Source organism: Phyllobacterium calauticae (assembly GCF_019991125.1).
Classification (GTDB): Bacteria; Pseudomonadota; Alphaproteobacteria; order Rhizobiales; family Rhizobiaceae; genus Phyllobacterium; species Phyllobacterium calauticae.
The window spans coordinates 39121-61784 of the sequence record NZ_JAGENB010000004.1 but is presented as its reverse complement, the minus strand read 5'-3'; the positions used below and the strand labels follow the sequence as shown (position 1 = coordinate 61784).

General features: G+C 55.8%; 21 protein-coding genes and 2 pseudogenes. 10 read left to right on the top strand and 13 right to left on the bottom strand.

Translation table 11 applies throughout. From position 1 onward, the window contains the following. The 7 genes from J1W56_RS15695 to cyoA are packed head-to-tail and all read right to left on the bottom strand — an operon-like array spanning position 1 to position 6869. Entirely contained in the window at positions 1–534 is a 534-nt protein-coding gene (locus tag J1W56_RS15695; protein ID WP_223614206.1) for a response regulator transcription factor, read from the bottom strand. Beyond that, the gene (locus tag J1W56_RS15690) at positions 524–1870 is read right to left on the bottom strand and encodes an ATP-binding protein (RefSeq protein WP_404928179.1); all 1347 of its coding nucleotides are present in this window, start codon (positions 1868–1870) and stop codon (positions 524–526) included. Before J1W56_RS15690 ends, J1W56_RS15695 begins: the two co-directional genes overlap by 11 nt. A gap of 25 nt (positions 1871–1895) precedes the next feature. Continuing rightward, positions 1896–2666 carry an SURF1 family protein gene (locus J1W56_RS15685; RefSeq protein ID WP_223614205.1) on the bottom strand — a complete coding sequence of 257 codons (771 nt, stop codon included), beginning with the start codon at positions 2664–2666 and terminating at the stop codon, positions 1896–1898. 25 nt (positions 2667–2691) lie between these two features. Beyond that, positions 2692–3066 carry a cytochrome o ubiquinol oxidase subunit IV gene (cyoD, locus tag J1W56_RS15680; RefSeq protein ID WP_223614204.1) on the bottom strand — a complete coding sequence of 125 codons (375 nt, stop codon included), beginning with the start codon at positions 3064–3066 and terminating at the stop codon, positions 2692–2694. Beyond that, positions 3063–3698 carry a cytochrome o ubiquinol oxidase subunit III gene (gene cyoC / locus J1W56_RS15675; RefSeq protein WP_223614203.1) on the bottom strand — a complete coding sequence of 212 codons (636 nt, stop codon included), beginning with the start codon at positions 3696–3698 and terminating at the stop codon, positions 3063–3065. Before cyoC ends, cyoD begins: the two co-directional genes overlap by 4 nt. Beyond that, entirely contained in the window at positions 3695–5701 is a 2007-nt protein-coding gene (gene cyoB, locus J1W56_RS15670; RefSeq protein ID WP_223614202.1) for a cytochrome o ubiquinol oxidase subunit I, read from the bottom strand. The genes cyoC and cyoB overlap by 4 nt, the downstream gene beginning before the upstream one ends. A gap of 16 nt (positions 5702–5717) precedes the next feature. After that, positions 5718–6869, bottom strand: a complete 1152-nt coding sequence (cyoA, locus tag J1W56_RS15665) for a ubiquinol oxidase subunit II (RefSeq protein WP_404928175.1) — start codon at positions 6867–6869, stop codon at positions 5718–5720. A gap of 188 nt (positions 6870–7057) precedes the next feature. Between cyoA and J1W56_RS15660 the strand changes: the two genes are divergently transcribed. After that, positions 7058–8386: an MFS transporter gene (locus J1W56_RS15660; protein ID WP_223614200.1), complete on the top strand. Its 1329-nt coding sequence runs from the start codon at positions 7058–7060 to the stop codon at positions 8384–8386. A 6-nt stretch (positions 8387–8392) separates the two neighbouring features. On the opposite strand, the gene J1W56_RS15655 is transcribed toward J1W56_RS15660, so the two are convergent. Next, positions 8393–9220 carry a glycosyltransferase family 2 protein gene (locus tag J1W56_RS15655; RefSeq protein ID WP_223614199.1) on the bottom strand — a complete coding sequence of 276 codons (828 nt, stop codon included), beginning with the start codon at positions 9218–9220 and terminating at the stop codon, positions 8393–8395. Continuing rightward, positions 9213–10130, bottom strand: a complete 918-nt coding sequence (locus J1W56_RS15650) for a glycosyltransferase family 2 protein (protein WP_223614198.1) — start codon at positions 10128–10130, stop codon at positions 9213–9215. The genes J1W56_RS15655 and J1W56_RS15650 overlap by 8 nt, the downstream gene beginning before the upstream one ends. 261 nt (positions 10131–10391) lie before the next feature. On the opposite strand from J1W56_RS15650, the gene rfbA reads away from it, so the two are divergent. From rfbA to rfbD, 4 genes are read left to right on the top strand one after another with little or no spacing between them, the layout of a single operon-like run. Then, the gene (gene rfbA / locus J1W56_RS15645) at positions 10392–11273 is read left to right on the top strand and encodes a glucose-1-phosphate thymidylyltransferase RfbA (protein WP_223614197.1); all 882 of its coding nucleotides are present in this window, start codon (positions 10392–10394) and stop codon (positions 11271–11273) included. Further along, the gene (rfbC, locus tag J1W56_RS15640) at positions 11270–11824 is read left to right on the top strand and encodes a dTDP-4-dehydrorhamnose 3,5-epimerase (RefSeq protein WP_223614196.1); all 555 of its coding nucleotides are present in this window, start codon (positions 11270–11272) and stop codon (positions 11822–11824) included. Before rfbA ends, rfbC begins: the two co-directional genes overlap by 4 nt. A 15-nt stretch (positions 11825–11839) precedes the next feature. Next, positions 11840–12916, top strand: coding sequence for a dTDP-glucose 4,6-dehydratase (gene rfbB, locus J1W56_RS15635; protein ID WP_223614195.1), 1077 nt, complete (start codon positions 11840–11842; stop codon positions 12914–12916). Next, entirely contained in the window at positions 12913–13806 is an 894-nt protein-coding gene (gene rfbD / locus J1W56_RS15630; RefSeq protein WP_223614194.1) for a dTDP-4-dehydrorhamnose reductase, read from the top strand. The genes rfbB and rfbD overlap by 4 nt, the downstream gene beginning before the upstream one ends. A 10-nt stretch (positions 13807–13816) precedes the next feature. On the opposite strand, the gene J1W56_RS15625 is transcribed toward rfbD, so the two are convergent. Next, positions 13817–15241 (bottom strand): phosphomannomutase, encoded by a 1425-nt coding sequence (locus tag J1W56_RS15625; protein WP_223614193.1) that lies wholly within the window; start codon positions 15239–15241, stop codon positions 13817–13819. Between the two features lie 250 nt (positions 15242–15491). Continuing rightward, positions 15492–16010: pseudogene (locus J1W56_RS15620) on the bottom strand (site-specific integrase). On the opposite strand from J1W56_RS15620, the gene J1W56_RS15615 reads away from it, so the two are divergent. After that, positions 15901–17097: a hypothetical protein gene (locus J1W56_RS15615; RefSeq protein ID WP_223614596.1), complete on the top strand. Its 1197-nt coding sequence runs from the start codon at positions 15901–15903 to the stop codon at positions 17095–17097. The pseudogene J1W56_RS15620 and the gene J1W56_RS15615 sit on opposite strands and share 110 nt — an antisense overlap. Before the next feature lie 138 nt (positions 17098–17235). Here the strand turns inward: J1W56_RS15615 and J1W56_RS15610 are convergent, their stop codons facing one another. Together J1W56_RS15610 and J1W56_RS15605 are read right to left on the bottom strand one after the other, a co-directional pair. Continuing rightward, complete coding sequence (locus J1W56_RS15610) at positions 17236–18669, bottom strand: hypothetical protein (RefSeq protein WP_223614192.1); 1434 nt, start codon at positions 18667–18669, stop codon at positions 17236–17238. Continuing rightward, positions 18666–18971 carry a hypothetical protein gene (locus J1W56_RS15605; RefSeq protein ID WP_223614191.1) on the bottom strand — a complete coding sequence of 102 codons (306 nt, stop codon included), beginning with the start codon at positions 18969–18971 and terminating at the stop codon, positions 18666–18668. The genes J1W56_RS15610 and J1W56_RS15605 overlap by 4 nt, the downstream gene beginning before the upstream one ends. Before the next feature lie 175 nt (positions 18972–19146). Here J1W56_RS15605 and J1W56_RS15600 point away from each other — a divergent pair, with 175 nt between their 5' ends. From J1W56_RS15600 to J1W56_RS15580, 4 genes and pseudogenes are all read left to right on the top strand, one after another. Then, positions 19147–19482 carry a glycosyl hydrolase 108 family protein gene (locus tag J1W56_RS15600; RefSeq protein ID WP_223614190.1) on the top strand — a complete coding sequence of 112 codons (336 nt, stop codon included), beginning with the start codon at positions 19147–19149 and terminating at the stop codon, positions 19480–19482. A 651-nt stretch (positions 19483–20133) separates the two neighbouring features. Then, positions 20134–20382 (top strand): hypothetical protein, encoded by a 249-nt coding sequence (locus J1W56_RS15595; RefSeq protein WP_223614189.1) that lies wholly within the window; start codon positions 20134–20136, stop codon positions 20380–20382. A gap of 64 nt (positions 20383–20446) precedes the next feature. Next, positions 20447–21538: pseudogene (locus J1W56_RS15590) on the top strand (IS66 family transposase); the annotation flags it as partial. An 87-nt stretch (positions 21539–21625) separates the two neighbouring features. Next, the gene (locus J1W56_RS15580) at positions 21626–22657 is read left to right on the top strand and encodes a tyrosine-type recombinase/integrase (protein WP_223614186.1); all 1032 of its coding nucleotides are present in this window, start codon (positions 21626–21628) and stop codon (positions 22655–22657) included. The last annotated feature ends 7 nt before the right edge of the window (positions 22658–22664 follow it).

The following is a 22664-nucleotide window of genomic DNA, read 5'->3' as shown; positions in this document are numbered from 1 at the left end:
TCAATTCACCCGGCGTTTCTCCAGTTTGCGGGCGAGGGTGCGGCGGTGCATGCCAAGGCGCCGGGCTGCTTCCGAAATGTTGAAGTCTGTTTCCACCAGCATCTGGTGGATACGCTCCCATTCCAGCGTCTTGATCGATGTCGGGCGCGCCGTCAGATCGATCTCCGTATTGCCTGCGGCCTTGCTGAAAGCTGCTTCGATGTCGTCGGAATTGGACGGCTTGGCGAGGTAGTGACAGGCGCCAAGCTTGATCGCTTCCACGGCGGTGGCGATGCTGGCGAATCCCGTCAGCACAACGATCAGCATCTCCGAATTATGGGCATGCAACGCCTCGACGCAGGTGAGGCCTGACGCGCCGGAAAGTTTCAGATCGACGATGGCGTACTGGGGTGACTGGGTTTGCAGGATGTCGCGGAGTTCTTCCAGTCCGCTTGCCAGCACCACATTGTATTCGCGTCGTTCGAACGAACGTTTCAGCGTCCGGGCAAACGCCGTATCGTCTTCGACGATAACCAGCAGCCGATCATTTGTCATGTTCGCGCACTCCGATGGCCAGCGAGGCAAGCGGCAATTCCAGCGTCACGGACGCGCCGCCCTGCGGCAGGTTGCGGGCGTGCACGGCACCGCCGAGCTTGCGCACGGCGTTGACGACCAGAAACAGTCCAAGACCGCCGCCGAGACGGCCCTTGCTTGACTGGTAGGGCTTGCCGAACTTTGCCAGTATATCCGGCTGGAAGCCCGGCCCGGCATCGTTGACACGCAGCACCAGCATATCACCCTCGCGTTCCGCCAGAAATCCGACCCATCCCGGCGATGCGTCGAACGCATTGTCGAGAACGTTGAAGATGACCTGCTTGAGCGCCGAGTCGGAAACAATCGTGAGATTGAGCCCGAAGGCATTTCCGTAGGAAAGCGTCGTTGCGGACCGCGCCGCCCGCCATTCGGCGACCAGTTCGTCCAGGAAGGCATTGACGGTGGTCACCGTGGGCGCTTCGCCGCGTGCCTCGCCTGCCGCCAGCAGAATGCCCGTGACGATGGCCTTGCAACGCTGCACTTCGGCCTGCATTTCATCGATCTCCTGAACGAGATCGGGATCAGCGGCAAGAGCCGGAACCCGTCGCCAATCTCCGAGAATGACCGACAGGGAAGAAAGAGGCGTGCCCAGCTCGTGTGCCGCGCCGGAGGCAAGCAGGCCCATGCGGACGATATGGTCTTCTTCCGCCGCATGCTGTTTCAGGGCGGCAAGATTGGCGTCGCGCTCACGCAGGTTGCGGTTGATGCGGGCAACGAAGACAACGAGCAGGGCGGCGTCGAGCACGAAACAGATGAGCATGCCGATGATGTGAAGGCGGAAAAGTTCGTCTGGGCCCTGACCGGGCAGAATGATTGGCTCGTAGAACACCGTCAGGCCGGCAAAACTTATGCCGGCAATGGCGACGATTGCCGAGGTCAAGCGTGCATCAAGCAAGACGGCGCTGAGTGTGACCTGCAGCAGATACAGAAAGATAAACGGATTGGTTGCGCCCCCGCTCAAATAGAGCTGCGCCGTGAGCGCCGCCACGTCGAAGACAAGGACAATGAACAGGGAAGCCGGCGTGGTGATCTGGTCATTGCGGAGCCAGACGATACTGGCGAGATTCAGCCCGATCAAACCCGCCAGAACCAGGAACATCGGCAGCAATGGCAACTCAAGATTGAGCCATTCATGCACAACGGCGATGGTCACGACCTGCCCGATGACGGCGATCCAGCGCAGCTGGACCAGCAGGTTCATGTTCTTCCAGTTGGCGGTGTAGTCAGCCGGAGGCGCTGCCGGTCGGCGCCCGGTGCTCAGGCCGTCTTCAGTTTGGCGGATTTGGTTCGAATCCACTCGGTTCGCCTCTGGGTTCAGCATATCAGGCCTGATTCAATCGCATGGTTTTGCGGGTTTGCCATTCATACCGTCCAACATAAATCAAAGCCGCGGCCAACATGAGCGCTAGTGCAAACCATGTTATGGCATAAACCAGATGATTGTTGGCAAAACGGATGACCGTCAATCCTCCGATTGGCGGTTGCCGTGATTTGGGATTTGCGTCGGCATCAATGAAATATGGCGCGATGTCACCCAAGGATTTTGCCGAAGCGATTGCTGCGACATCTCGAGAAAACCAGCGCTCGGAACCAGGATCATTGCGCCTGAGAAAGCCACCCCGAGGTTCTGTCACGCGCAAAAGGCCGGTCAACTCCATATTGTTGGCTTGAGCATTGCTATCCCGCCAAGCGCTCTCCGCCAAGCCTTCCGGCACAAATCCGCGATTGATCAGGACGAGAAAGCCATCATTGGCTCGAAAGGGACTCATAACCCAGTAACCACTGCCACGTTCGGTGACAGCTTTGACAAGCGTATCACTGTTGAGCAGAAAATGCCCTCTTACACTGATATGACGATAGGTGTCCTGATCGCCTATCGCAGGCCATGCGTCTGGTCCCGGTGCAGGGCTCGCCGGTGCGCTGACCCGGTGTTCAACACGCTCGATCAGGTCCAGTTTCCAGACGCGCCGCTCCAGTTGCCAGATGCCAAGGCCGCACAGCAGAACGATACCCAAAACAGCCGCAAGGGCGAAGATACCCAGTCGCCAGATAGCCGCGGGCCGCATGCTTGCGGGCTTGCTAGCATCATCCATTGCGCCATCCCCGACTATCAAACCATCACGGTATCTGGCTCATGTCATGCCCGGGCATCATGTTGGTATTGAGGTGATACATGACCCATAGGGAGCCGGTCAGGGTGATGACGACAAGGACGAGTGTGAAGATCAGCGCCATCATGTTCCAGCCGTTTTCCGAGCGAACATTCATGTGCAGGAAAAACACCATATGAACCACGATCTGGATCACGGCCAAAGCCATGATCGCGAATGCGGTTGCCTGTTTGGAGTCCAGTGCGCCGGTCATGACCAGCCAGAAAGGAATGGCCGTAAGGACGACCGAAAGGCCAAAACCGATCAGATAGGATCGCAGGGAACCATGGGCGTGCCCATCGTCTTCCGCGTGGCCGTGATCATCCGTATGTGCTGGTGTCATCGCAACATTCCCATCAGATAGACAAAGGTGAAGACGCCGATCCAGATGACGTCGAGGAAGTGCCAGAACAGGCTGAGGCACATCAACCGGCGCTTGTTTGCCTGGATAAGGCCATAGCGCTTGACCTGGATCATGAGCGTGACCAGCCAGACCAGGCCAACGGTGACGTGCAGGCCGTGTGTCCCGACGAGCGTAAAGAACGATGACAGGAACGCACTCCGTTGCGGCGTTGCGCCCTCATGGATCATGTGCGCGAATTCGTAGAGCTCGATACCAAGGAAGGCCAGGCCGAACAGACCCGTCACGGCCAGCCATCCCTGTGTCGCGGCAATCCGTCCCTTGTCCATGGTGAGCATGGCAAAGCCATAGGTGATGGACGAGAAAAGCAGCATCGACGTGTTGAGCGCCACGAGCGGCAGATCGAAGAGATCCTTGGGTGACGGCCCGGCCGCATAATTGCTGCCAAGCACGCCATAGGTCGCAAACAGCACGGCGAAGATGAGGCAGTCGCTCATCAGGTAAATCCAGAAGCCGAACATGGTGCTGCCGCCTTCGGCATGATCATGCTCGTCAACGAGATAGAATGTCGGAGCCGCGCCGTCCCCGTGCACTGCGGAAGCTGGTGAACTCATCGTGCAACTCCTGCGAGAAGAGCGGTTCGCTCACCTTCCGTGCGGACAACATCCTCTGCCGGTATGTGGAAGTCGCGCTTGTAATTGAAGGTATGCCCGATGGTGACGGCGAGCAGGGCAATGAAGCTGGCTGCCGCGAGCCACCAGATGTACCAGATCATGGCAAAGCCGAAGATGATGCTCAGGACCGCCAGGATGATGCCTGTGCCGGTGTTGCTGGGCATATGGATGGCCTTGAAGCCTTCGAGCGGACGCGTGTAGCCGCGCCGTTTCATGTCGTGCCATGCATCGAGATCATGCACCACCGGCGTGAAGGCGAAATTATAGGCCGGTGGCGGCGACGAGGTCGACCATTCCAGTGTGCGTCCATCCCAGGGATCGCCTGTCAGGTCGGCCAGCTTCTCGCGGTTGCGGATGCTGACATAGATCTGGATGAGGAAGGACAGGATGCCGACGGCAATCAGGACGGCGCCGAAAGCCGCAATCACGAACCAGATCTGCAGCGACGGATCGTTGAACACGCGCAGGCGCCGGGTCACACCCATCAGACCGAGTACATAAAGTGGCATAAAGGCGAAGTAGAAACCGATGACCCAGAACCAGAACGACATCTTGCCCCAGAACGGATCGAGCTTGAAGCCGAATGCCTTCGGGAACCAGTAGCTGATGCCGGCAAACAGGCCGAACAGCACGCCGCCGATAATGACGTTGTGGAAGTGCGCCACAAGGAACAGGCTGTTGTGCAGGACAAAGTCTGCCGGAGGTACGGCGAGCAGCACGCCGGTCATGCCGCCGATGACGAAGGTCAGCATGAAGGCAATCGTCCACATCATCGGCAACTCGAAGCGGATGCGCCCGCGATACATCGTGAACAGCCAGTTGAATATCTTGGCCCCGGTGGGGATCGAGATGATCATCGTCGTGATGCCGAAGAAGGAATTCACGCTGGCGCCGGAGCCCATGGTGAAGAAGTGGTGCAGCCAGACGAGATAGGCGAGGATGGTGATGACGACCGTGGCATAGACCATCGACGTGTAGCCGAACAGACGCTTGCCGGAGAACGTGGAAGTGACCTCGGAAAAGATGCCGAAAGCCGGCAGAATGAGAATGTAAACCTCAGGATGACCCCAGATCCAGATGAGGTTGACATACATCATCGGATTGCCGCCGAAATCATTGGTGAAGAAGTTCGTGCCGACATAACGGTCAAGGCTGAGCAGGGCGAGAACGGCGGTCAATACCGGGAAGGCGGCCACGATCAGCACGTTGGTGCAGAGCGCGGTCCAGGTAAAGACCGGCAGCTTCATCATGGTCATGCCGGGCGCGCGCATCTTGACGATGGTCGCCACCAGATTGACGCCGGACAGGAGCGTGCCGATACCCGCGATCTGCAGCGCCCATATGTAGTAGTCCACCCCGACATCGGGACTGTATCCGATGTTGGAAAGCGGCGGATAGGCGAGCCAGCCGGTTTTGGCGAATTCCCCGACAAACAAGGACATCATGACGAGGATCGCCCCGGCCGTGGTCATCCAGAAACTGAAATTGTTGAGGAACGGGAAGGACACGTCGCGCGCGCCGATCTGCAGCGGAACGACAAAATTCATCAGACCGGTGACAAGCGGCATGGCCACGAAGAAAATCATGATCACGCCGTGGGCGGTGAACACCTGGTCATAGTGGTGGGCCGGGAGATAACCCTCGGAGCCGCCGAAGGCCATGGCCTGTTGCAGGCGCATCATGATGGCGTCGGCAAAGCCGCGCAGCAGCATGACGATGCCGAGGATCATGTACATGATGCCGATGCGCTTGTGGTCGATGCTGGTGAACCATTCACGCCAGAGGTAGCCCCAGAGGCGGTAATAGGTGAGAAGCCCCACCAGCGCCAAACCGCCGAGGGCCACCATGGCAAATGTGCCGACCAGGATCGGCTCATGATACGGGAAGGATTCCAGGGTCAACCGGCCGAAGACCGCCTTGAGAAGATCGGGATTATCAAACATGTCGGACTCAATCCGTTCAGGAATTCGATGGACGGCGCTGTACGCCGAACAGTGGGGCAGTTGGGCGTGGCAGTCCGGCACCGAGTATTGGTGAGGAGTCGCGTGGTGACAGCAGTGGAGATTGTGCGGCCGCACGCATTCTCTCTTCCTCTTCCGTCGTGCATATCCGTGCGACATAGGTTGTCGGCGGCGCAAAAATGGCGCCGCGTCGCCTGTATTTGTCATACTCGAGCGGGTGGACATTGTTGATGCCGGCAAGCCCGAGCCCACCCTTGGCATCGATTGAACTCATCTCGTCCATGCACATTTTGCCAAGCTCGACGCAGCGGTTGAGCACGGCAGTAAAGAGCTGCGTCTCGACACTGCCATACCGGCGTGCAGGCTCGTTTTCGCTGGGCCGTTCAAGTTCGAGATAGGCATTGCGATCCAACTTGGCGCCCTGCGCTTTCACGTCGGCCATCCATTTGTCAAAATCGGCATCGGACAGGCCAAGGAAGGCAAATTTCATGCCTGAGAAGCCCGCACCGCTATAGTTCGCCGAGAAGCCTTCGAAGGTGCCGGGGTGATTGATCACGGCGCTGAGTTTCGTCTGCATACCCGGCATGGTGTAGATCTGGCCTGCAAGCGCCGGAATATAGAACGAGTTCATGACCGCCGACGATGTCAGACGGAAATCGATTGGCCGATCCACCGGGGCGGCCAGTTCGTTGACCGTCGCCACACCATATTCCGGATAGATGAACAGCCACTTCCAGTCGAGCGCCACGACTTCCACCTGCAGGGGCTTGACCTGCTTGTCGACCAGCCTGCCGGGCGCAATGCGATCCAGCGGACGGTAGGGATCGAGCAGATGCGTACCCATCCATGTCAGCGCGCCAAGGCAGATGATGATGAGGAGCGGCGCGGCCCAGATGATCAGTTCCAGTTGCGTCGAGTGATCCCAATCGGGCTCGTAGCGTGCCTCTGTATTGGATTGGCGATAACGCCATGCGAAAAACACCGTCAACAGCATGACGGGTACGATGATGATCAGCATCAGGATGGTCGAGATGACGATGAGGTCCCGCTGCTGTGCAGCTACGTCGCCAGACGGACTCATGACGACGGCATTGCATGCGGTCAGCATGGTGAGAAATGGAAGTATGGCGACGGCAAGAAAACGTTTCAAGGTCGTTCCTGTCATGATAACGGCGCTAATTTGCGCCATCCGTAACGGCACCCCATTCAAAGTGACATTGGACAATTTGCCCAATCCTTCCCTAATGTGTCACAATGATAAAGGAGATGCTAGCATAAGCCGTGAACGCGGCTTGACGTCAGCAGCTGCCAAATCAGGATTGAGGAGCGCAACGAGACATGAGCGCGGAAATAGGGGTGCCCTCATCGACGACGCACGGACGTGACGTGACGGGCCTGCATGGCCACGAGGATGTCAATGTCGGTGAGATCGCCATCGGTGTCATCATCGGGCGTACGTCGGAGTTCTTCGACTTTTTCGTCTACGCCATCGCCTCCGTCCTGGTCTTTCCCAAGCTTGTCTTTCCCTATGTCGATCCGCTGACGGGCACGCTCTATTCCTTTGCGATTTTTGCGCTCGCATTCATTGCACGTCCGCTTGGAACCGTGATCTTCATGGCCATCGACCGCACCTATGGCCGTGGGGTCAAGCTCACCATTACCCTGTTCCTCCTGGGAAGCTCGACGGTGGCGATTGCCTTTCTGCCGGGTTACGAGCAGGTGGGCTGGATATCGGCGCTGCTTCTTGCGCTTTTCCGTCTCGGCCAGGGCCTGGCGCTGGGTGGTGAATGGGACGGTCTTGCCTCCCTCCTTGCGCTGAATGCGCCGGAACGCCGCCGCGGCTGGTACGCCATGATTCCGCAGCTTGGGGCTCCGCTCGGACTGATGGTTGCGGCCAGCCTGTTTGCATTCTTTGTCTCACACCTTTCCGCGCAGGATTTCCTGGAGTGGGGCTGGCGTTATCCATTCTTCGTCGCCTTTGCCATTAATGTGGTGGCGCTGTTCGCGCGCCTGCGCATGGTCGTGACGGAACAGTATGCCGAGCTCTTCAAGCGTCGGGAACTGCAGCCGACGACGGTCAGCGACACATTGCAGACAGAGGGCCGCCACGTGGTCATCGGTGCCTTTGCGCCTTTGGCCAGTTTCGCACTCTTCCATATGGTGACGGTGTTTCCCCTGTCATGGGTCTTTCTCTTCACGGACCAGGGACCGGCACGCTTCCTCATGATCGAGACGATTGGTGCGGCCGTCGGCGTGTTGGCGATCTTTGCTTCGGGAAATATCGCTGATCGCGTTGGCCGGAGCCGGTTGCTCATTGCCACAGCCATCGCCATTGCCGTGTTCAGCGGGTTCGCCCCTCAGTTGCTTGACGGCGGCGATATCGGCGAAATCATCTTCATGGTCTTCGGCTTCCTGCTTCTTGGCCTGTCGTTCGGCCAGTCCTCCGGCTCAGTCGCATCGAATTTTTCCAGGCGGTACCGCTATACGGGATCGGCGCTGACAACGGACCTCGCATGGCTGTTCGGTGCAGGTTTCGCGCCGCTTGTCGCCTTGATCCTGTCGAGCCGCTTTGGTCTCATCGCGAGTGGGGCCTATCTCCTGTCGGGTGCCGCATGCACGCTGATCGCCCTGGCAATAAACCGTCAGATTGACGGCCGCGACAAGTAGAGCCGCCTAGAAAAGCTTCAGCGGATAGGTCCTGTAGAATATCAATGCCGAGCGGAGGAACTGCCGGATGTGCCAAAGGCCCTTGCTTGCGGCCCGGCCGCCTTCATGCACGATCCTGACCGCTGGCACATAGGCTATGCGTGCTATCTTGCGAACGCGCAGGGAAATGTCGAAATCCTCGAAATACAGGAGGTAGCGTGGATCAAAACCGCCCAGCTGCCTGTAAACATCGCCGCGGAAAAACATGAAGCATCCGCTGACAATGGGCGGGTCCCAGAACGGGGTATTGGCGATCTCGTCGCGCATTTCGTACCGTTCAAGGCGCCGGCGGAACATTGCCTTGATGCCGGCAGGCGCAAAACCGCGAAGAAGCAGGTCGAAGACTGCGGGATAGCGCTTGCAGAGATATTGCGTGCTCCCGTCCGGATTGAACGCCTTGGGCGTGATCAGCCCCGTTTCCGGCGCACCGCTCATGAAGGTCAATGCCTGCTTCAGGGCATCCGGCTCCATTTCCACATCGGGATTCAAGACGAGGTGAAATTTCCCCGCCTTGTCCAGAACCATGTTGTTGGCCGCACCAAAGCCGACATTGCCGTGCCCTGCGATGATCTCAGGCGGCAGGTCAGGCAGCAGATTTCTCATCCAGCTGTGGTCTGCAGGCTCGGGCGAATTGTCGATCACATAGAGTTTGGCGCGAAGCGGGGCAATCGTCTCCACGGCTTTCCGAAGGCTCGTCAGTGTGGCCGCGAGCACGGCCTGTTCAGGTTTGAAAATGACCACCCCTATGGTGAGGTCGAAGTCCGGGGACGTGGCGGCAAGGCTCCGTTCAACCATTGCTCGGTTTCTTTCCCATACGGCCGAAAAACCCGTGAAAAATGCCCAGCGTCATCATCCCGGCGTGCTGCAGTCTTGGCACTGTAAAGATACTGTAGAACACAAATTTCCGGACCAGGCGCACCGCATCGACGATCTTCCAGTTGGCGCGCAGCCAGGGCTGCCGGTAAAGCCAGACGGCATTGCGGAAATGGTAGTAGTGCCGCAATGGGCTGTGCACCGGAATGAACCGTCCACGAAACTTTATCGGGTTGTCACCCAGGTCATGCTGCATTTCGGCGGCGCAAACCCCAAAGGACTGGTATCCCATGTGTTGCGCCCGCAGGCCCCATTCGATGTCGACATAGTCGATGAACAGTTCCTCTTTCATGCCGCCGACGTCATCAAGGGTCGCTGTCGGAATGAGGCAGCCCGATGCTATGAGATAATCGACATCGACGACCGCATCGGCCGTGTTACAGGTCTGCCGCCGAAGCCGCAATCCTTCTGTTTTGATGAATGGAGGCGGATTCTTTTGCCGCGAGTCCTCATAACGCGGACCGACACATCCGAGCTTCACCCCCTTGGCAATCTGGGCCTTTGCCGCTGACAGCAGCGTGGCGACCATGTCTGGTGCCGGTATGCTGTCCTGGTCGAGCAGGAGAACGAAGCTTGAACCCGATGCACGTGCGCGGTCGATCCCGACGTTCTGCGCTTTGGCAATACCGTAATTGGCGTCAAGCGGTACAAATTCCGCTTGATTGCTCTGGCTTGCAAACCATTGTTCCAGATTCATTTTCGAACCATTGTCAACAACGATGACACGGGCAACTTGCGGACTGATCGCGTTCAGAAGTGCTGCAAGACCCGCAAGATCCGGATTATAGGTCACGATGATCGCGCTGACTTCTGGCTGCTGTTCAATTCGCATTTAAGGTTCCGTATTGCCTGGGCCGCATATTTGATTCTAGACAAGAATCATGATGTAAAAACAATAGGTTGCGTGGCGGGAAACATCCGGGTCGCGCCGTCTTCTCATTTACTTCCGGTTGACTTGTCTTTCTGTTGTCGCCAAATGGTTTTTCAATGACCGGTGAACCGCATTTCGCCATCTTTGCATGAAACCAAGTGTGGCCACTTAGGGCGTTATATATCGGCTCAGTTTGTAGCATTGACATAAGGAAGCGATCGCATGAAGGGTATTATATTAGCCGGGGGCAGCGGTACACGTCTTTATCCACTAACGATCGCGGTGTCGAAGCAAATTCTTCCCATCTATGATAAGCCCATGATCTATTACCCGCTGAGCGTTCTGATGCTCGCCGGAATACGCGACATTCTGATCATCTCGACACCGCATGATTTGCCGCTTTTCCAGAAACTGCTTGGAGATGGGGCTGATTTCGGGGTCAATTTCTCCTATGCCGAACAGCCGCAGCCAAATGGTCTGGCAGAAGCGTTCATTATCGGGCGCGACTTCATCGGCCAGGACAGTGTTGCGATGATTCTGGGCGACAACATCTATTTCGGCGATGGCCTTTCCAAGCTATGCCAGGTTGCCTCATCGATAACCAAGGGCGGCATGGTATTTGCTTATCACGTCGACGATCCGCAACGTTATGGTGTGGTGGATTTCGACAAGGTTACCGGTCAGGCATTGTCCATTGAAGAAAAGCCGGCGCACCCCAAGTCGCATTGGGCCGTGACGGGGCTGTATTTTTACAGCAACGATGTGGTGGACATTGCGCGCTCGATTGAACCGTCGTCGCGCGGAGAGCTGGAAATCACGAGCGTCAACAACATTTATCTGGAACGCGGGGAATTGCAGGTTCAGCAACTGGGCCGCGGCTATGCATGGCTCGATACCGGTACCCATGACAGCTTGCATGAGGCGTCGTCATTTGTCCGGACAATCGAACACCGGCAGGGCATCAAGATTGCATGTCCGGAGGAAATCGGCCTGGAATGGGGCTGGTTGAATGCCGATCAGGTACTTGAAAGAGCAGCAAAAATGGGCAAGACCGAATACGCCGCATATCTGCGGCGGCGTGCTGCGGAGATTGGAACAGAATGATTGAAGTCAGGCCTCTCGCCCTCGAGGGCGTTCTTGAGATTTTGCCGCCGAAGTTCGGCGACGATCGGGGCTTTTTCTCCGAAACCTACAATGCGGAGCGTTTCGCCGCGGCCGGAATCACCTTGCAGTTCGTGCAGGACAATCATTCGTTCTCCGCTGCAAAGGGCGTGTTGCGCGGCCTGCATTATCAACTCCCGCCGCGCGCGCAGGACAAGCTGGTGCGCGTGGTCAAGGGCTCCATTCTCGATGTGGTCGTCGATATTCGCAAAAGCTCCGCGACGTTCGGAAAATGGGTTTCGCTTGAAGTCTCGGCAGCCAAATGGAACCAGATTCTGGTCCCGAAGGGCTTTGCCCACGGTTTCGTCACTTTGGAAGAGAACACCGAGGTGATTTACAAGGTGACGGATTATTACTCGCCGCAACACGACCGTGGTATCCGCTTTGACGATCCTTCGATTGGCATTGACTGGCCGCTCGAGGCTTCCACGCTTCAGCTTTCCGACAAGGACCGGAAAGCACCGCTGCTTGACGGTTCCGATATTTTTCCCTGAGGGAGAGGCTTTTTCATGAGAATTCTAGTCACGGGTGGTGCGGGCTTTATCGGATCGGCGGTCTGCCGGCATCTCGCGTCCAATCCCCGCAACCAGGTCGTCAACGTCGACAAGCTGACCTATGCGGGCAATCTCGCATCGCTTCGCCAGATCGAGAATTATCCCAACTACAGCTTCGTTGAAGCTGATATCTGCGATGACACCGCCATTCTTGACGTGCTTCGCACCGAAAAGATCGAAGCGGTCATGCATTTGGCGGCCGAGAGCCACGTTGATCGCTCCATTGACGGCCCTGCGGCGTTCATCGAGACCAATATCGTGGGTACATTCCGCATGCTGAATGCGGCGCTGGCCTATTGGCGTGATCTGCCCGAACCCGCCAAGTCCGAATTCCGCTTTCACCACATTTCCACGGACGAGGTTTTCGGGGATTTGCCGTTCGACAGCGGCATCTTTACCGAAGAAACGCCTTACGCTCCGTCGTCTCCCTATTCGGCGTCAAAGGCAGCCTCGGATCATCTGGTCCGCGCGTGGCATGAGACATATGGTCTGCCGGTGGTTCTGTCGAACTGCTCGAACAATTATGGTCCCTTCCATTTTCCGGAAAAACTCATTCCGCTTGTTATTCTCAATGCGCTCGATGAGAAGCCTTTGCCCGTCTACGGCGCAGGCGCAAATGTTCGCGATTGGCTGTTCGTCGAGGATCATGCGCGGGCATTGGAACTGGTGGTGACCAAAGGCAAGCCGGGCGAAAGCTACAATATTGGCGGGCGTGCGGAACGCACCAATCTCAGCGTTGTCGAAACCATTTGCGATATTCTCGACAACAAGCGTCCGCGCAAGGGCGGCGCGCGTTACCGGGATCTCATCACATTCGTGACCGACCGTCCCGGACATGACCGCCGCTATGCCATCGACGCGTCGAAGATCGAACGTGAACTCGGCTGGAAACCGGCCGAAACCTTCGACAGCGGTTTGGAACGGACGATACAATGGTATCTCGACAACACGTGGTGGTGGGAGCCGATCCGCAGCGGAAGCTATGCGGGTGAACGGCTTGGCTCTGTCTCCCTGAAGAAGGGGACGGCATGAAAATTGTCGTAACGGGCCGGGAAGGGCAGGTTGTCCGCAGTCTGGTCGAGCGCGCCGTACTTTGTCCTGACCTGACACTCGTCGCCCTCGGACGGCCGGATTTTGATCTGGTACGGCCGGATACAGTCTTCGATGCGATACACGCCGCAAAGCCCGATCTTGTCGTTTCTGCGGCTGCCTATACGGCCGTCGATCAGGCGGAGGATGAGCCTGAATTGGCCCATGCCATCAATGCGGCCGGTGCTGGTGCCGTGGCCGAGGCTGCGGCGCAGGTTGGTGCTCCCATCATTCACCTTTCCACCGATTATGTGTTCGCTGGCGAAGGGGACACCCCCTATGCGGAAGATGACCAGACAGGGCCGCACGGCGTTTACGGCCAGACCAAGCTCGCCGGTGAGGCTTTGGTCGCCGCGGTCAACAGCAGACACCTTATCCTGCGCACCGCTTGGCTTTACAGTCCCTTCGGTAAGAATTTTGTCAAAACCATGCTGCATCTGGCCGCAAGTCGGGACAGCTTGTCGGTGGTATCCGATCAATGGGGAAACCCGACATCGGCCATCGATACTGCCGACGGCATCCTGCACGCCGCGAACCGCCTTCGTACGGACCCGCAGTTCGATGCATTTGGTGTCTATCATCTCGCGGGAACGGGCAGCACGAACTGGAGCACCTTCGCGCGGGCGATCTTTCAGGCCAGCCGGGATGAGCAGGGCCCGTTCGCCGAGGTGAAGGACATCTTGACGTCGGAATATCCGACGAAAGCCCGCCGCCCGCTGAACTCGCGTCTCAGCACCGAAAAATTCCATGCCGTGTTCGGCTGGCAGGCGCCGTCCTGGGAACAGTCGACCATATCAACAGTCAAACGGCTGTTGCAGCCGAGCGAGCGGTAAAAGCCCCAGGCTATGAATGCGTGCCCAGCATTGCACGGGCACGCGCCAACCCCCAATCAAGCAGGTCTTCGGCGCGGCCATCATCGGATGCCTCTGCATAGCAGCGCAGCTCAGGCGCATTGCCCGATGCCCGATAGTGAATGACGTCGCCCGTCGCAAGGACGACACGCACGCCGTCAATGGCATCGCTTTCCCTGATCGTGCCGACCGGCGCGAAGAAGGCGTCGCGGCGCGCACCGTCAAGCAGACCCTGCAGGAAGGGGCCGCTGGCCGTCGATGCAACATGCTCGAGCCGGCCGCTGCGCGTAAAGCGCGAGGGCAGATCCCTAAGCAGCGCCGACACCGGAACACCCCTACGGGCCGCCATGCCCAGAACGCTGAGGATGGGCAGCATGGCGTCGCGGGTTGGCAAGGCCTCCAATGTTCCGCCGTTCATGGCGAGGGATGAACCCAGAAGTACCCCGCCATTGGCTTCAAAACCCACGATTCGCCGGAACCCATCCCTGCTGGCCTGCTCCATGCCTTCGATCACATAGGGCGATCCGACGCGCGTCCGGTAGACTTTCGTGAAGAGACCGCTCAGCTCAATGGCCGTATTGGAGGTGACGGGCGTTACGACCGCATCCGCATCGAGAAAATGTGCTGTCAGAAGGCCGACGCTGTCGCCGCGCAGAAAAACACCATTTTCATCGGCAACAAGCGGCCGGTCGGCATCGCCATCGGTCGAAACCAGCGCGTCGAGCTTGTGTCTTTTGCAGGCATCGGTGGCAAATGCGATATCTTCGGGACGGAGAGCTTCGGTGTCAACGGGCACGAATACGGTGGAATGCCCAAGCGCCACGGCATCGGCTCCGAGGTTCTGCAGGATGGTGACGATCAGATCGCCCGCAACGGAGCTGTGCTGATAAACGCCGATTCGCGTGCCGGCCAAAGCCTCCGGGCTCAGAACGGAGATGCTTCGCCTGATGTAATGTTGCAGCGCATCCGGCACGATTGCCGCCTGCCCGTCGGGGCCTGTTGGCTTTTTCGTCCCCAGATCAAGGACAGCCAGGATGCCGGCTTCATCGGCCTTGTCGATCTCGCCGTCGGGCCGGTAGAACTTCAGGCCATTCCGGTCGGCAGGAATATGGCTGCCGGTGACCATGATGGCCGGTGCCTTCAGGCTGAGCGCGCGAAACGCCAGTGCCGGTGTCGGCAAGGGGCCGCAGTTTTCCACCTGCATTCCAAAGGCTTCTGCTGCCGCCATGCATGCGGCCGCAATGCGCGGACTGCTGGAACGCAGATCGTAACCAACGAGCAACGGGCTGCCGGACGCAACGCCTTTGACTTTCCGCATGTGCGTCAGGAATGCGAGCGTATAGGCTTTGCACACCTCATCGGGTAGTTCGGTTACAAGACCGCGAAGGCCGCTTGTGCCAAATTTCAGACTGCTCATTGTACTGTCACAACCACTCAAGCCGTTGCCGCTGGATATGTTCGTAAGATGTCAGCCGCGCATGATCGAAAGTCAACAACGATCGATGTCAGAATATAGCTGGGGGAGTGCGAATGGAAAAAGTGGCTGGGGAACCTGGATTCGAACCAGGACTAACGGAGTCAGAGCGTCTTAGTGACAGCTGATTTTATTAGGAAAATCACCAATATGTTGCATATGTGTTGCATGGATCAATTGGTATTGTCTGTTATTAAGCGCCAATTAATCGGTCTGATATGGATTTCATGGCGGCTTTGTCGGCGTCATCAGAGTCGGATAAATACCCATATAAATCGAACGTGATCTGGATAGATGAGTGTCCCATTAGGGTCTGCACTTTCTTGGGAGGAAACTTTTGTTCGATAAATAGGGAGGCCGCCGCATGCCGTAAAGCATGCAGTCCGTATTTAGCTGCCATCACAGGTTTGCCGTTCTCGTCGAGTTTGTCCGTCTTCACCGTAATTCCAAGTTCTTCCTACAATGGAAAGAAACACCGGTTCAAAATGTTCTGGTGATACTCAACGTTCCCGGCGCCATTCGGAAATACAAGATCGTCATCGCTTTTCGAGCAGACCTTTTTCCATTCGGTTAGGATCGTGACTACTGTGTCAGGAAGCGGAATGTCTCGCGTTCCAGCTTCAGACTTCGGTGGCCCGAACTTGTTACGAGTATTCATCCGCTCGCAGATGTGGATGCTGCCCTTTTCGAGATCGACATTCCTCCATCGCAACCCGCGCAATTCTGAACCTCGCATCCCGATAAAAGCAGCCGTCCAGATCAGGGGCTTCCAGCGCCCTTCAACATGGCCCGTAATTCGGCCTTGGTGGGCATCTCAGGGTGTTTGTTCTCGCGCTTTGGCATATCTTGACCCGAATGGCGGTGACGGGGTTGCGCGCGGCAAGGCTAGCCCTTTGAGACTCGCTGATGATGCCAGATATCTCTGCACCTCTTCGGGGACTTTGGGCGCAAACGGCCCCAGCCACGCAGCCGGAACAGCGGCCAATGGAACGGCGCAGCTTCAGTTTGGTTATTACACCAACACAGTTCCTATTGCGCTGTCCTATTTCACTTTGGTTGACAGTTCGGACGGTCGCGGCGCATGGGGCGGTTATCAAGAGATTGTTCGCACATCGGCAGGTGGCACGGCATTTCTTAACGAGAAGGTTGTTAAAAACAAGGGTTTCAACGTCATCAACGACCCGTACAACACGATGCCGGGCGGGGCGACTATTGGTGATTGGTGGGCTGGTGGGGGAGACCCAAATACGGGAGCACCCGCCAACCCATCCACCAACGCAATTCTTATTGGTAAGAACGGCCATACTTGGAACACTGGCTTCGTGTTTGCTGCTGATGGCATTACCGGTACTGATGGAATTACAGGGGTCGGCGTAGCGATTAAAATGGCTCGCGGCCACGAAATTCAGTGGTGGGCATCCTCGACGCAGAAAACGGCTGCAATTCGGTCCGAAGGCGATGCTGTTGGCTCAATTAATAAAGAGATCGTGTTTCGAAACACGACAGTGTCAATTCAGCCTGCATCCGTTCCGAAACTGTTTGACTTCAATTTTGGCGCGAACCCCGCCAATGGTATGACATTCCAAGCTGGTCCAGCAGGTCAAATCTCCCCAAGCTTTGGTAAGGTGTCCTTGGTGGGTACTGGATCGGACGAGAATTTGGATATCGAACTGAGGCCAAAAGGTGGCGGCGTGGTTTGGCTTGGACCGTGGACATCAAGCGGAGATGCTGCATTGAACGGTTACATCTATGTAAAAGATGCAACCGGAGCGCTTCGCAAATTCGCAACGATAGCCTAACGAGGAAATTAAATGAAATTGGACAATGAGCAGCAACGGGCAATTCTTCTGCAGCTTCTGCACGCCTCCCAGTTTCCAGGATCGGCGCTTGATGAAGTTATATGTTTGAGAGATGCGCTCAGGCATGCAGAGATCAAGTCACCTTCGGTACCGAAAATGGTAAATCTGCAGTTGGAAGGCGCTAAGGACGAAGGCTAAGGTGATCAGTATTCCTGCTGGAACGCTCCACGAAACCAATAGATCGGCCGCGACTCTCAGCCCTCCTTTTTCCCCGCTGACAGAAAGACTTGGCGGCAAAATCTGTCGAATGACAGGGTCGTCCAGTTGAGAGGCAAGATACATCTTGGCGTAGAAAGGGATGTCGAGAGGATCAGAAACCGTCAGTGCAGCGATGTCACCGGTTTGCAGGTATTTTTGCACGTTGTGTATCTGTGTTTCATATTTTGCGTGTCGGTCGCCTGCTTTTTGGATCTCGCCTTGGGTTCCCCACGTCAATGAGATCAAGCAAATGACCGTTATCGACACACCGGCCACGAACGACACTCTCCCTTTTCCACTGAACGCCAAGCCAATATTCGCCAGCCACCCGAACCAGCAAAGATCAAAGTACCTGCTCTGCGGGTCGTAGTTGCCTCGTGAGTACGCGAGTATGAGTGCTGTCAAGAGCGAGAAGGCTGCCAGAGATAGGAAAAACAACTGGTTTCTGTCTAACTTGCCCGTCACTATCGAAGGAACAGTGGCAAGCGTAGGTAGCCAGATAATCACTCCTACCACAGGGGGGGATGGCCAAGAAGCCAGTTTCAATAGAAATGTGAAGAACTGCTCAGCGGTAGTCACCGTAAATGATTGATCTGGTGGCCGCACGACCATAAGGATTCCACATATTCCTAGCGCCGCAGCGATCCCAGAAAAAGCAAAAAACTCTGGCTTCTTCCGCGTCACAGCCACATATGCGAGTATAAGCGCCGCAATCAGATCAGTTATGGCTCCATTAGCAATCGTGAACAGGACAAGGACGGTGGCGATAGTGAACCAAGCGGCCCATTTCCATTCAAATTGCGGGTTGCAGCTTTTCCAAAATATTATAAGGGAAAGCAAAATAAGGTAATAAAATTGGCTCTGGAATCCAGCAATGGTGTTCTCCCATCCAAATGGGAGCGCAAAGCCGATCAGGATCACAGCTTGAACGGATGCCGCCGCAACCGAATTGACAAACCATCCACGGGCAATAAAACTGAGGTACGCTGCGCAAGCAGCATGTATGAATGAGTTGAAAACCACCTGAACGTAAGGGTCCCAATTCCCATTGAGCCAAAACAGCACAGATGCAGTCACGCGAGTTAGGAGAATTCGATGTTCGTTATGGTTTGCAAACCAATCAACACCACCAACTCCGAAGAGTTGTAGGGGCCTATAAAGCCCTGCCCCTTCCGCGATCCATTGATCCCAAAAAGGGATGTCACTTCCGTTAAGCGAGATAAAATATAACTTGCTGCAATAAACGGCAAAAAAAACATACATGGGCAAATATCGAAATTTTGCCTCGTTGAGTGTCGTACCGTTCTTGTTCACGATTCACCAGCTGTGTTGTGGAGTTTGCAGTTGTAATGTCCAACTGAAGAGAGGTTAGAGAACTCGACCAGCTTCGTTCCCGTCAGTGCCGTCGTGAGGATGACGAAGTTCCAGTTTGAGTGTAAAATTCCCCGAGAATGCATAGCCGCAACCACGCCTTGAACGATTGTTTCATCCAATAATACTTGAGGCCGGACATCAATATGCAGCGCAAAGAACATCAAGGCTATCAGCGTTACAAAAATGCATTTTGCCAAGATATTCGGTTTCAGTTGACTGGAGATCTCTGCTGCAGCTGACATTTTTAGCCCTCGTTCTGCCGTTGGATATGCATGACGAAAACCGCAAAGTCTACTTGATATTTCTGGTATACTCGTCTGATTGTCGCGGCTGAATATTTGCATGCCACCCGGATCGCCTACCAATTGACTTCGCGTATTGTCGCTTAAAATCTATGCATCTTTAAAGAGGTGCACTATGGCTCGTGAAACCCTACCTGCAGCGCTCCAACTCCTTTATGGTGATGAAGGCGAATATTCCAACAGGAAATCAGACAGCGGTGGCCCGACAAAGTACGGCATCACTCACAGAACGCTGGCAGCTTATCTCGGCCTTTCGTCTGTTTCTGCGGAGAGGGTCAAGGCAATGACCCTGAAGGAAGCGACCGACAAAGCGCACGAAGGCAGTTTCAAGTTGTCTGGCAAATGCAGCGGTCTGCGAAAACAGTTCGAAGCCGGTAAAGCCAGTCCATTGCTGTTGAATGGCTGCATCAGCCATTTTGGGCAAGACCTTCGACAACGACGGGTAGCGTGAGTTGGGCATTGAGATCAGCAAAAGACCAAAGTCCTCTAAACTTAGTCCTCGTAGAGCCTTCAATATGTTTTCCAGAGACTTCCCATTTCTGGCCAGAAGTTCTGCATGTTCGAGAATTGGTTGCGCGTGCGAAAATAATGTTGAGTTGGTCTTAGATGCATAGTCCATGTTTCCTCCCACTGTTGGTTATCTACGCCTTGTAATTAGGCCACCTAGATAACCGCACACAACATCTAGATTACTATTCGATCCGGTCAAAATGACTTTTCGATCAATTCCACCCGCGTATACGACTTAATCTTCTCCCTGTTTTTGCCAGCGGATCAGAATCCCGAGATTGGTCCCATCTTCAATAAGTATGGGGCCATTCTCTAATTTGGCAACGATATATCTCAATTTACATCTCCACATGTCGGATAGATTGAGTAGTGTTACCCAAACGAAAAAAACGAAATCCAAACAAGAGGTGTTGGGCCAAATTTGATGGTAAGCCCAACGTATTCAGGTTTACCCCAAAAAACGTGTGCCCGTTGAACCTGCTCACTCTTCAGTTATCTTAATCGTCATTTCCAACGCCCTTTTTCATAAGCCCACATCACGCTGGCATGCCGTCTAAGCGTTAGTAATCCCAACACGTCTCCGAGGAATATTATGCAAGACGCGTCAAGTGGGCCAGAAGATCTGATCTTTGGACTTGCGCAAGGTGCGGGAATGCAGGGCACTTGGGGGATTTCTGCATTTTTCCCGGCTGGTGACCTGTTTTTCCAAGCTGAACAAATGTGGCATGCAGAGGACGCGTTGGGATCAGGCAAGCCCGAGCAGATCATGCAGATAAACGTATCCAGAATTGTAAGGCGCGTTGATCTGCTTCTAGGGGCAGAATTGGCCGGTGCGAAATGAGCCATCCAGACCCAATTGCCGTCGCTATAGAAACTATCGAATCAACAGAGTTCGTTAAACGGATCGGGTAACAACCGAACGCCTGACAGCACTCCTCAACGATATCGGCATCGATATCTCCAAGCGTCAGGTCGTGCGTTTGCTGACAAAGGGACTGGACCGCTTCATCGAAGAGGATACGGCCGTTCTCCACACCGGGCTGGTATCGGCCCCGTTTGTCACTGTTGATGACATCGGTGCGCGCCATGCCCGCGGTGCCGGCTACACGACACATATTGGTGGAGAACACTTTACCGCGTTCCACACCGGCCCATCCAAGTCGAGGCTCAATTTCCTGTCTGTGCTGCGCGGCAATTATCAGGACTATGTGCTCAACGACGCTGCCTTCAGCTGCCTTGAGGACCGAAAGGCCGATCCTGGCCTGCTCGCCAAACTGCACACATGCGAGCCAAAGCTGCTCAGCTCAAAGATTTCATTCCTGGAGCATCTGGCGCAAAGCGGCATTGATGTCTTCGACACCGGGCTGATCCGCATTGCCAGCGAAGCCGGCATCTGTGGCAGCATCCGTCACCACGGACTTTTGGGCAGCACCGTTATTGTCTCCGATGATGCCGGGCAGTTCCGGGTAGCCAACCATGCGCTGTGCTGGATTCACGCCGAGCGTCTCTTGCACAAGCTGATGCCATCCACACCGCGCCAAGCCCGGCAGGTCGATGCCATTCGCGATCTCGTGTGGTGTTTCTACAAGGCACTCAAAGCCTTCAAGCAAAAGCCCTCGCCCAGTCAGGTCGAAGCGTTCCGGCATCGCTTTGACCGCATCTTCGCCATCCATACGGGATATTAGGATCTTGACTGGATCCTGGCACGCTTGCACCGGCGCAGGCATGATCTGCTCAAGGTACTTGAGCATCCAGCGATCCCGCTTCACACCAATGCGTCCGAGAACGATCTGCGATCCTTTGTCATCAAGCGCAAGATTTCCGGTGGTACAATGAGCCATGACGGACGTGCGGCGCGGGACACCATGCTCGGTCTCATGAAGACCTGCAGAAAGCTCGGACTGTCCTTCTATCACTATCTGGGTAACCGGCTGGGTTATGAAGATGGCAACAACGCCATCCCGCCTCTGGCCCGTCTTGTTGCAGCACGGGCTTGAAACCCTGCGCCAGTCCTCTCTGCCTATTCAGATATGCCACTGCCACCAAATCTGCCCCGGTTACGCTTGATAGATGGATAAACGATCATGCGCATACGTCTTAAGCGCCTGAATTCTAGAACGAAGCGTTTCTCTAATGGCAGCGAAAAAACCTATTGGTGCGCTTGGAAAGGCGGTCCTTCGCTCCCAGGTGAACCAGGCTCTCCGGAATTCATGGCGGCGTACAACGCAGCTGTCGCAAGAAAAGTTCAGCCTCCGCAAGGCGTGATGCTTTCTATTTTGCAGGGCTTTCAGGCAAGCTCGAAATGGGATGATCTAGCTCCGCGCACGAAGCGCGACTACGTGAAGTTGATCAAAATCATTGAACTCAAATTTGGAGATTTTCCGCTTGGTGCGCTTGGCGATCGCCGGACACGCGGAATTTTCATGGCTTGGCGGGATAAGCGAGCCAAGGCGTCCCGACGCCAGGAAGATTATGGATGGCAGGTTTTGGCGCCCATTCTCTCGTGGGCGCATGGCAGAGGCCTCGCTATAGCCAACCCATGTGAAAAGGGCGGGCGGCTATACCATGGTAGCCGCGCCGAAAACGTCTGGACAGATGCCGATGAGGCCTCATTCTTCGCCAGCGTCCCAAAGCATTTGCACCTTCCTCTCATTCTGGCGCTTTGGACAGGGCAGCGCCAGGGTGACCTTCTCCGATTGACGTGGCACGCCTACGATGGCGAGCGCATACGCCTTCGTCAGTCGAAAACCGGCGCACGTGTTGTTATCTCGGTCGGCGCTCCGCTGAAAGCCATGATGGATCCTATGTGGCAGAAAACGGAAAACGTACTTTTGAATAGTGACGGCGTGCCATGGACATCAGACGGGTTCCGTTCGTCATGGAGAAAAGCGTGCAAAGCCGCAATAGTCGCGGGGCTAACCTTCAATGATCTCCGCGGCACCGCGGTGACACGGCTTGCTTTGGCTGGCTGTACGGTCCCGAAGATCGCAACAATTACGGGTCACAGCTTACGTGACGTAAATGCAATTCTTGATTCGAACTATCTCAATCGCGATCTGGAATTCGGTGAATCAGCTATCCGGAATCTCGAAAAGAGAACACAAATTCCCGACTAGCACGGTA

Excerpts from the sequence above, each read along its gene's own strand:
- cyoB (WP_223614202.1), bottom strand. The coding sequence starts at position 5,701 with ATGTTTGATAATCCCGATCTTCTCAAGGCGGTCTTCGGCCGGTTGACC.
- rfbB (WP_223614195.1), top strand. The coding sequence starts at position 11,840 with ATGAGAATTCTAGTCACGGGTGGTGCGGGCTTTATCGGATCGGCGGTC.
- J1W56_RS15580 (WP_223614186.1), top strand. The coding sequence starts at position 21,626 with ATGCGCATACGTCTTAAGCGCCTGAATTCTAGAACGAAGCGTTTCTCT.
- rfbC (WP_223614196.1), top strand. The coding sequence starts at position 11,270 with ATGATTGAAGTCAGGCCTCTCGCCCTCGAGGGCGTTCTTGAGATTTTG.
- J1W56_RS15650 (WP_223614198.1), bottom strand. The coding sequence starts at position 10,130 with ATGCGAATTGAACAGCAGCCAGAAGTCAGCGCGATCATCGTGACCTAT.
- J1W56_RS15695 (WP_223614206.1), bottom strand. The coding sequence starts at position 534 with ATGACAAATGATCGGCTGCTGGTTATCGTCGAAGACGATACGGCGTTT.
- J1W56_RS15655 (WP_223614199.1), bottom strand. The coding sequence starts at position 9,220 with ATGGTTGAACGGAGCCTTGCCGCCACGTCCCCGGACTTCGACCTCACC.
- cyoC (WP_223614203.1), bottom strand. The coding sequence starts at position 3,698 with ATGAGTTCACCAGCTTCCGCAGTGCACGGGGACGGCGCGGCTCCGACA.
- J1W56_RS15625 (WP_223614193.1), bottom strand. The coding sequence starts at position 15,241 with ATGAGCAGTCTGAAATTTGGCACAAGCGGCCTTCGCGGTCTTGTAACC.
- cyoD (WP_223614204.1), bottom strand. The coding sequence starts at position 3,066 with ATGACACCAGCACATACGGATGATCACGGCCACGCGGAAGACGATGGG.
- J1W56_RS15660 (WP_223614200.1), top strand. The coding sequence starts at position 7,058 with ATGAGCGCGGAAATAGGGGTGCCCTCATCGACGACGCACGGACGTGAC.
- J1W56_RS15685 (WP_223614205.1), bottom strand. The coding sequence starts at position 2,666 with ATGGATGATGCTAGCAAGCCCGCAAGCATGCGGCCCGCGGCTATCTGG.
- J1W56_RS15605 (WP_223614191.1), bottom strand. The coding sequence starts at position 18,971 with ATGTCAGCTGCAGCAGAGATCTCCAGTCAACTGAAACCGAATATCTTG.
- rfbA (WP_223614197.1), top strand. The coding sequence starts at position 10,392 with ATGAAGGGTATTATATTAGCCGGGGGCAGCGGTACACGTCTTTATCCA.
- J1W56_RS15615 (WP_223614596.1), top strand. The coding sequence starts at position 15,901 with ATGTCTCGCGTTCCAGCTTCAGACTTCGGTGGCCCGAACTTGTTACGA.
- rfbD (WP_223614194.1), top strand. The coding sequence starts at position 12,913 with ATGAAAATTGTCGTAACGGGCCGGGAAGGGCAGGTTGTCCGCAGTCTG.
- J1W56_RS15600 (WP_223614190.1), top strand. The coding sequence starts at position 19,147 with ATGGCTCGTGAAACCCTACCTGCAGCGCTCCAACTCCTTTATGGTGAT.
- J1W56_RS15595 (WP_223614189.1), top strand. The coding sequence starts at position 20,134 with ATGCAAGACGCGTCAAGTGGGCCAGAAGATCTGATCTTTGGACTTGCG.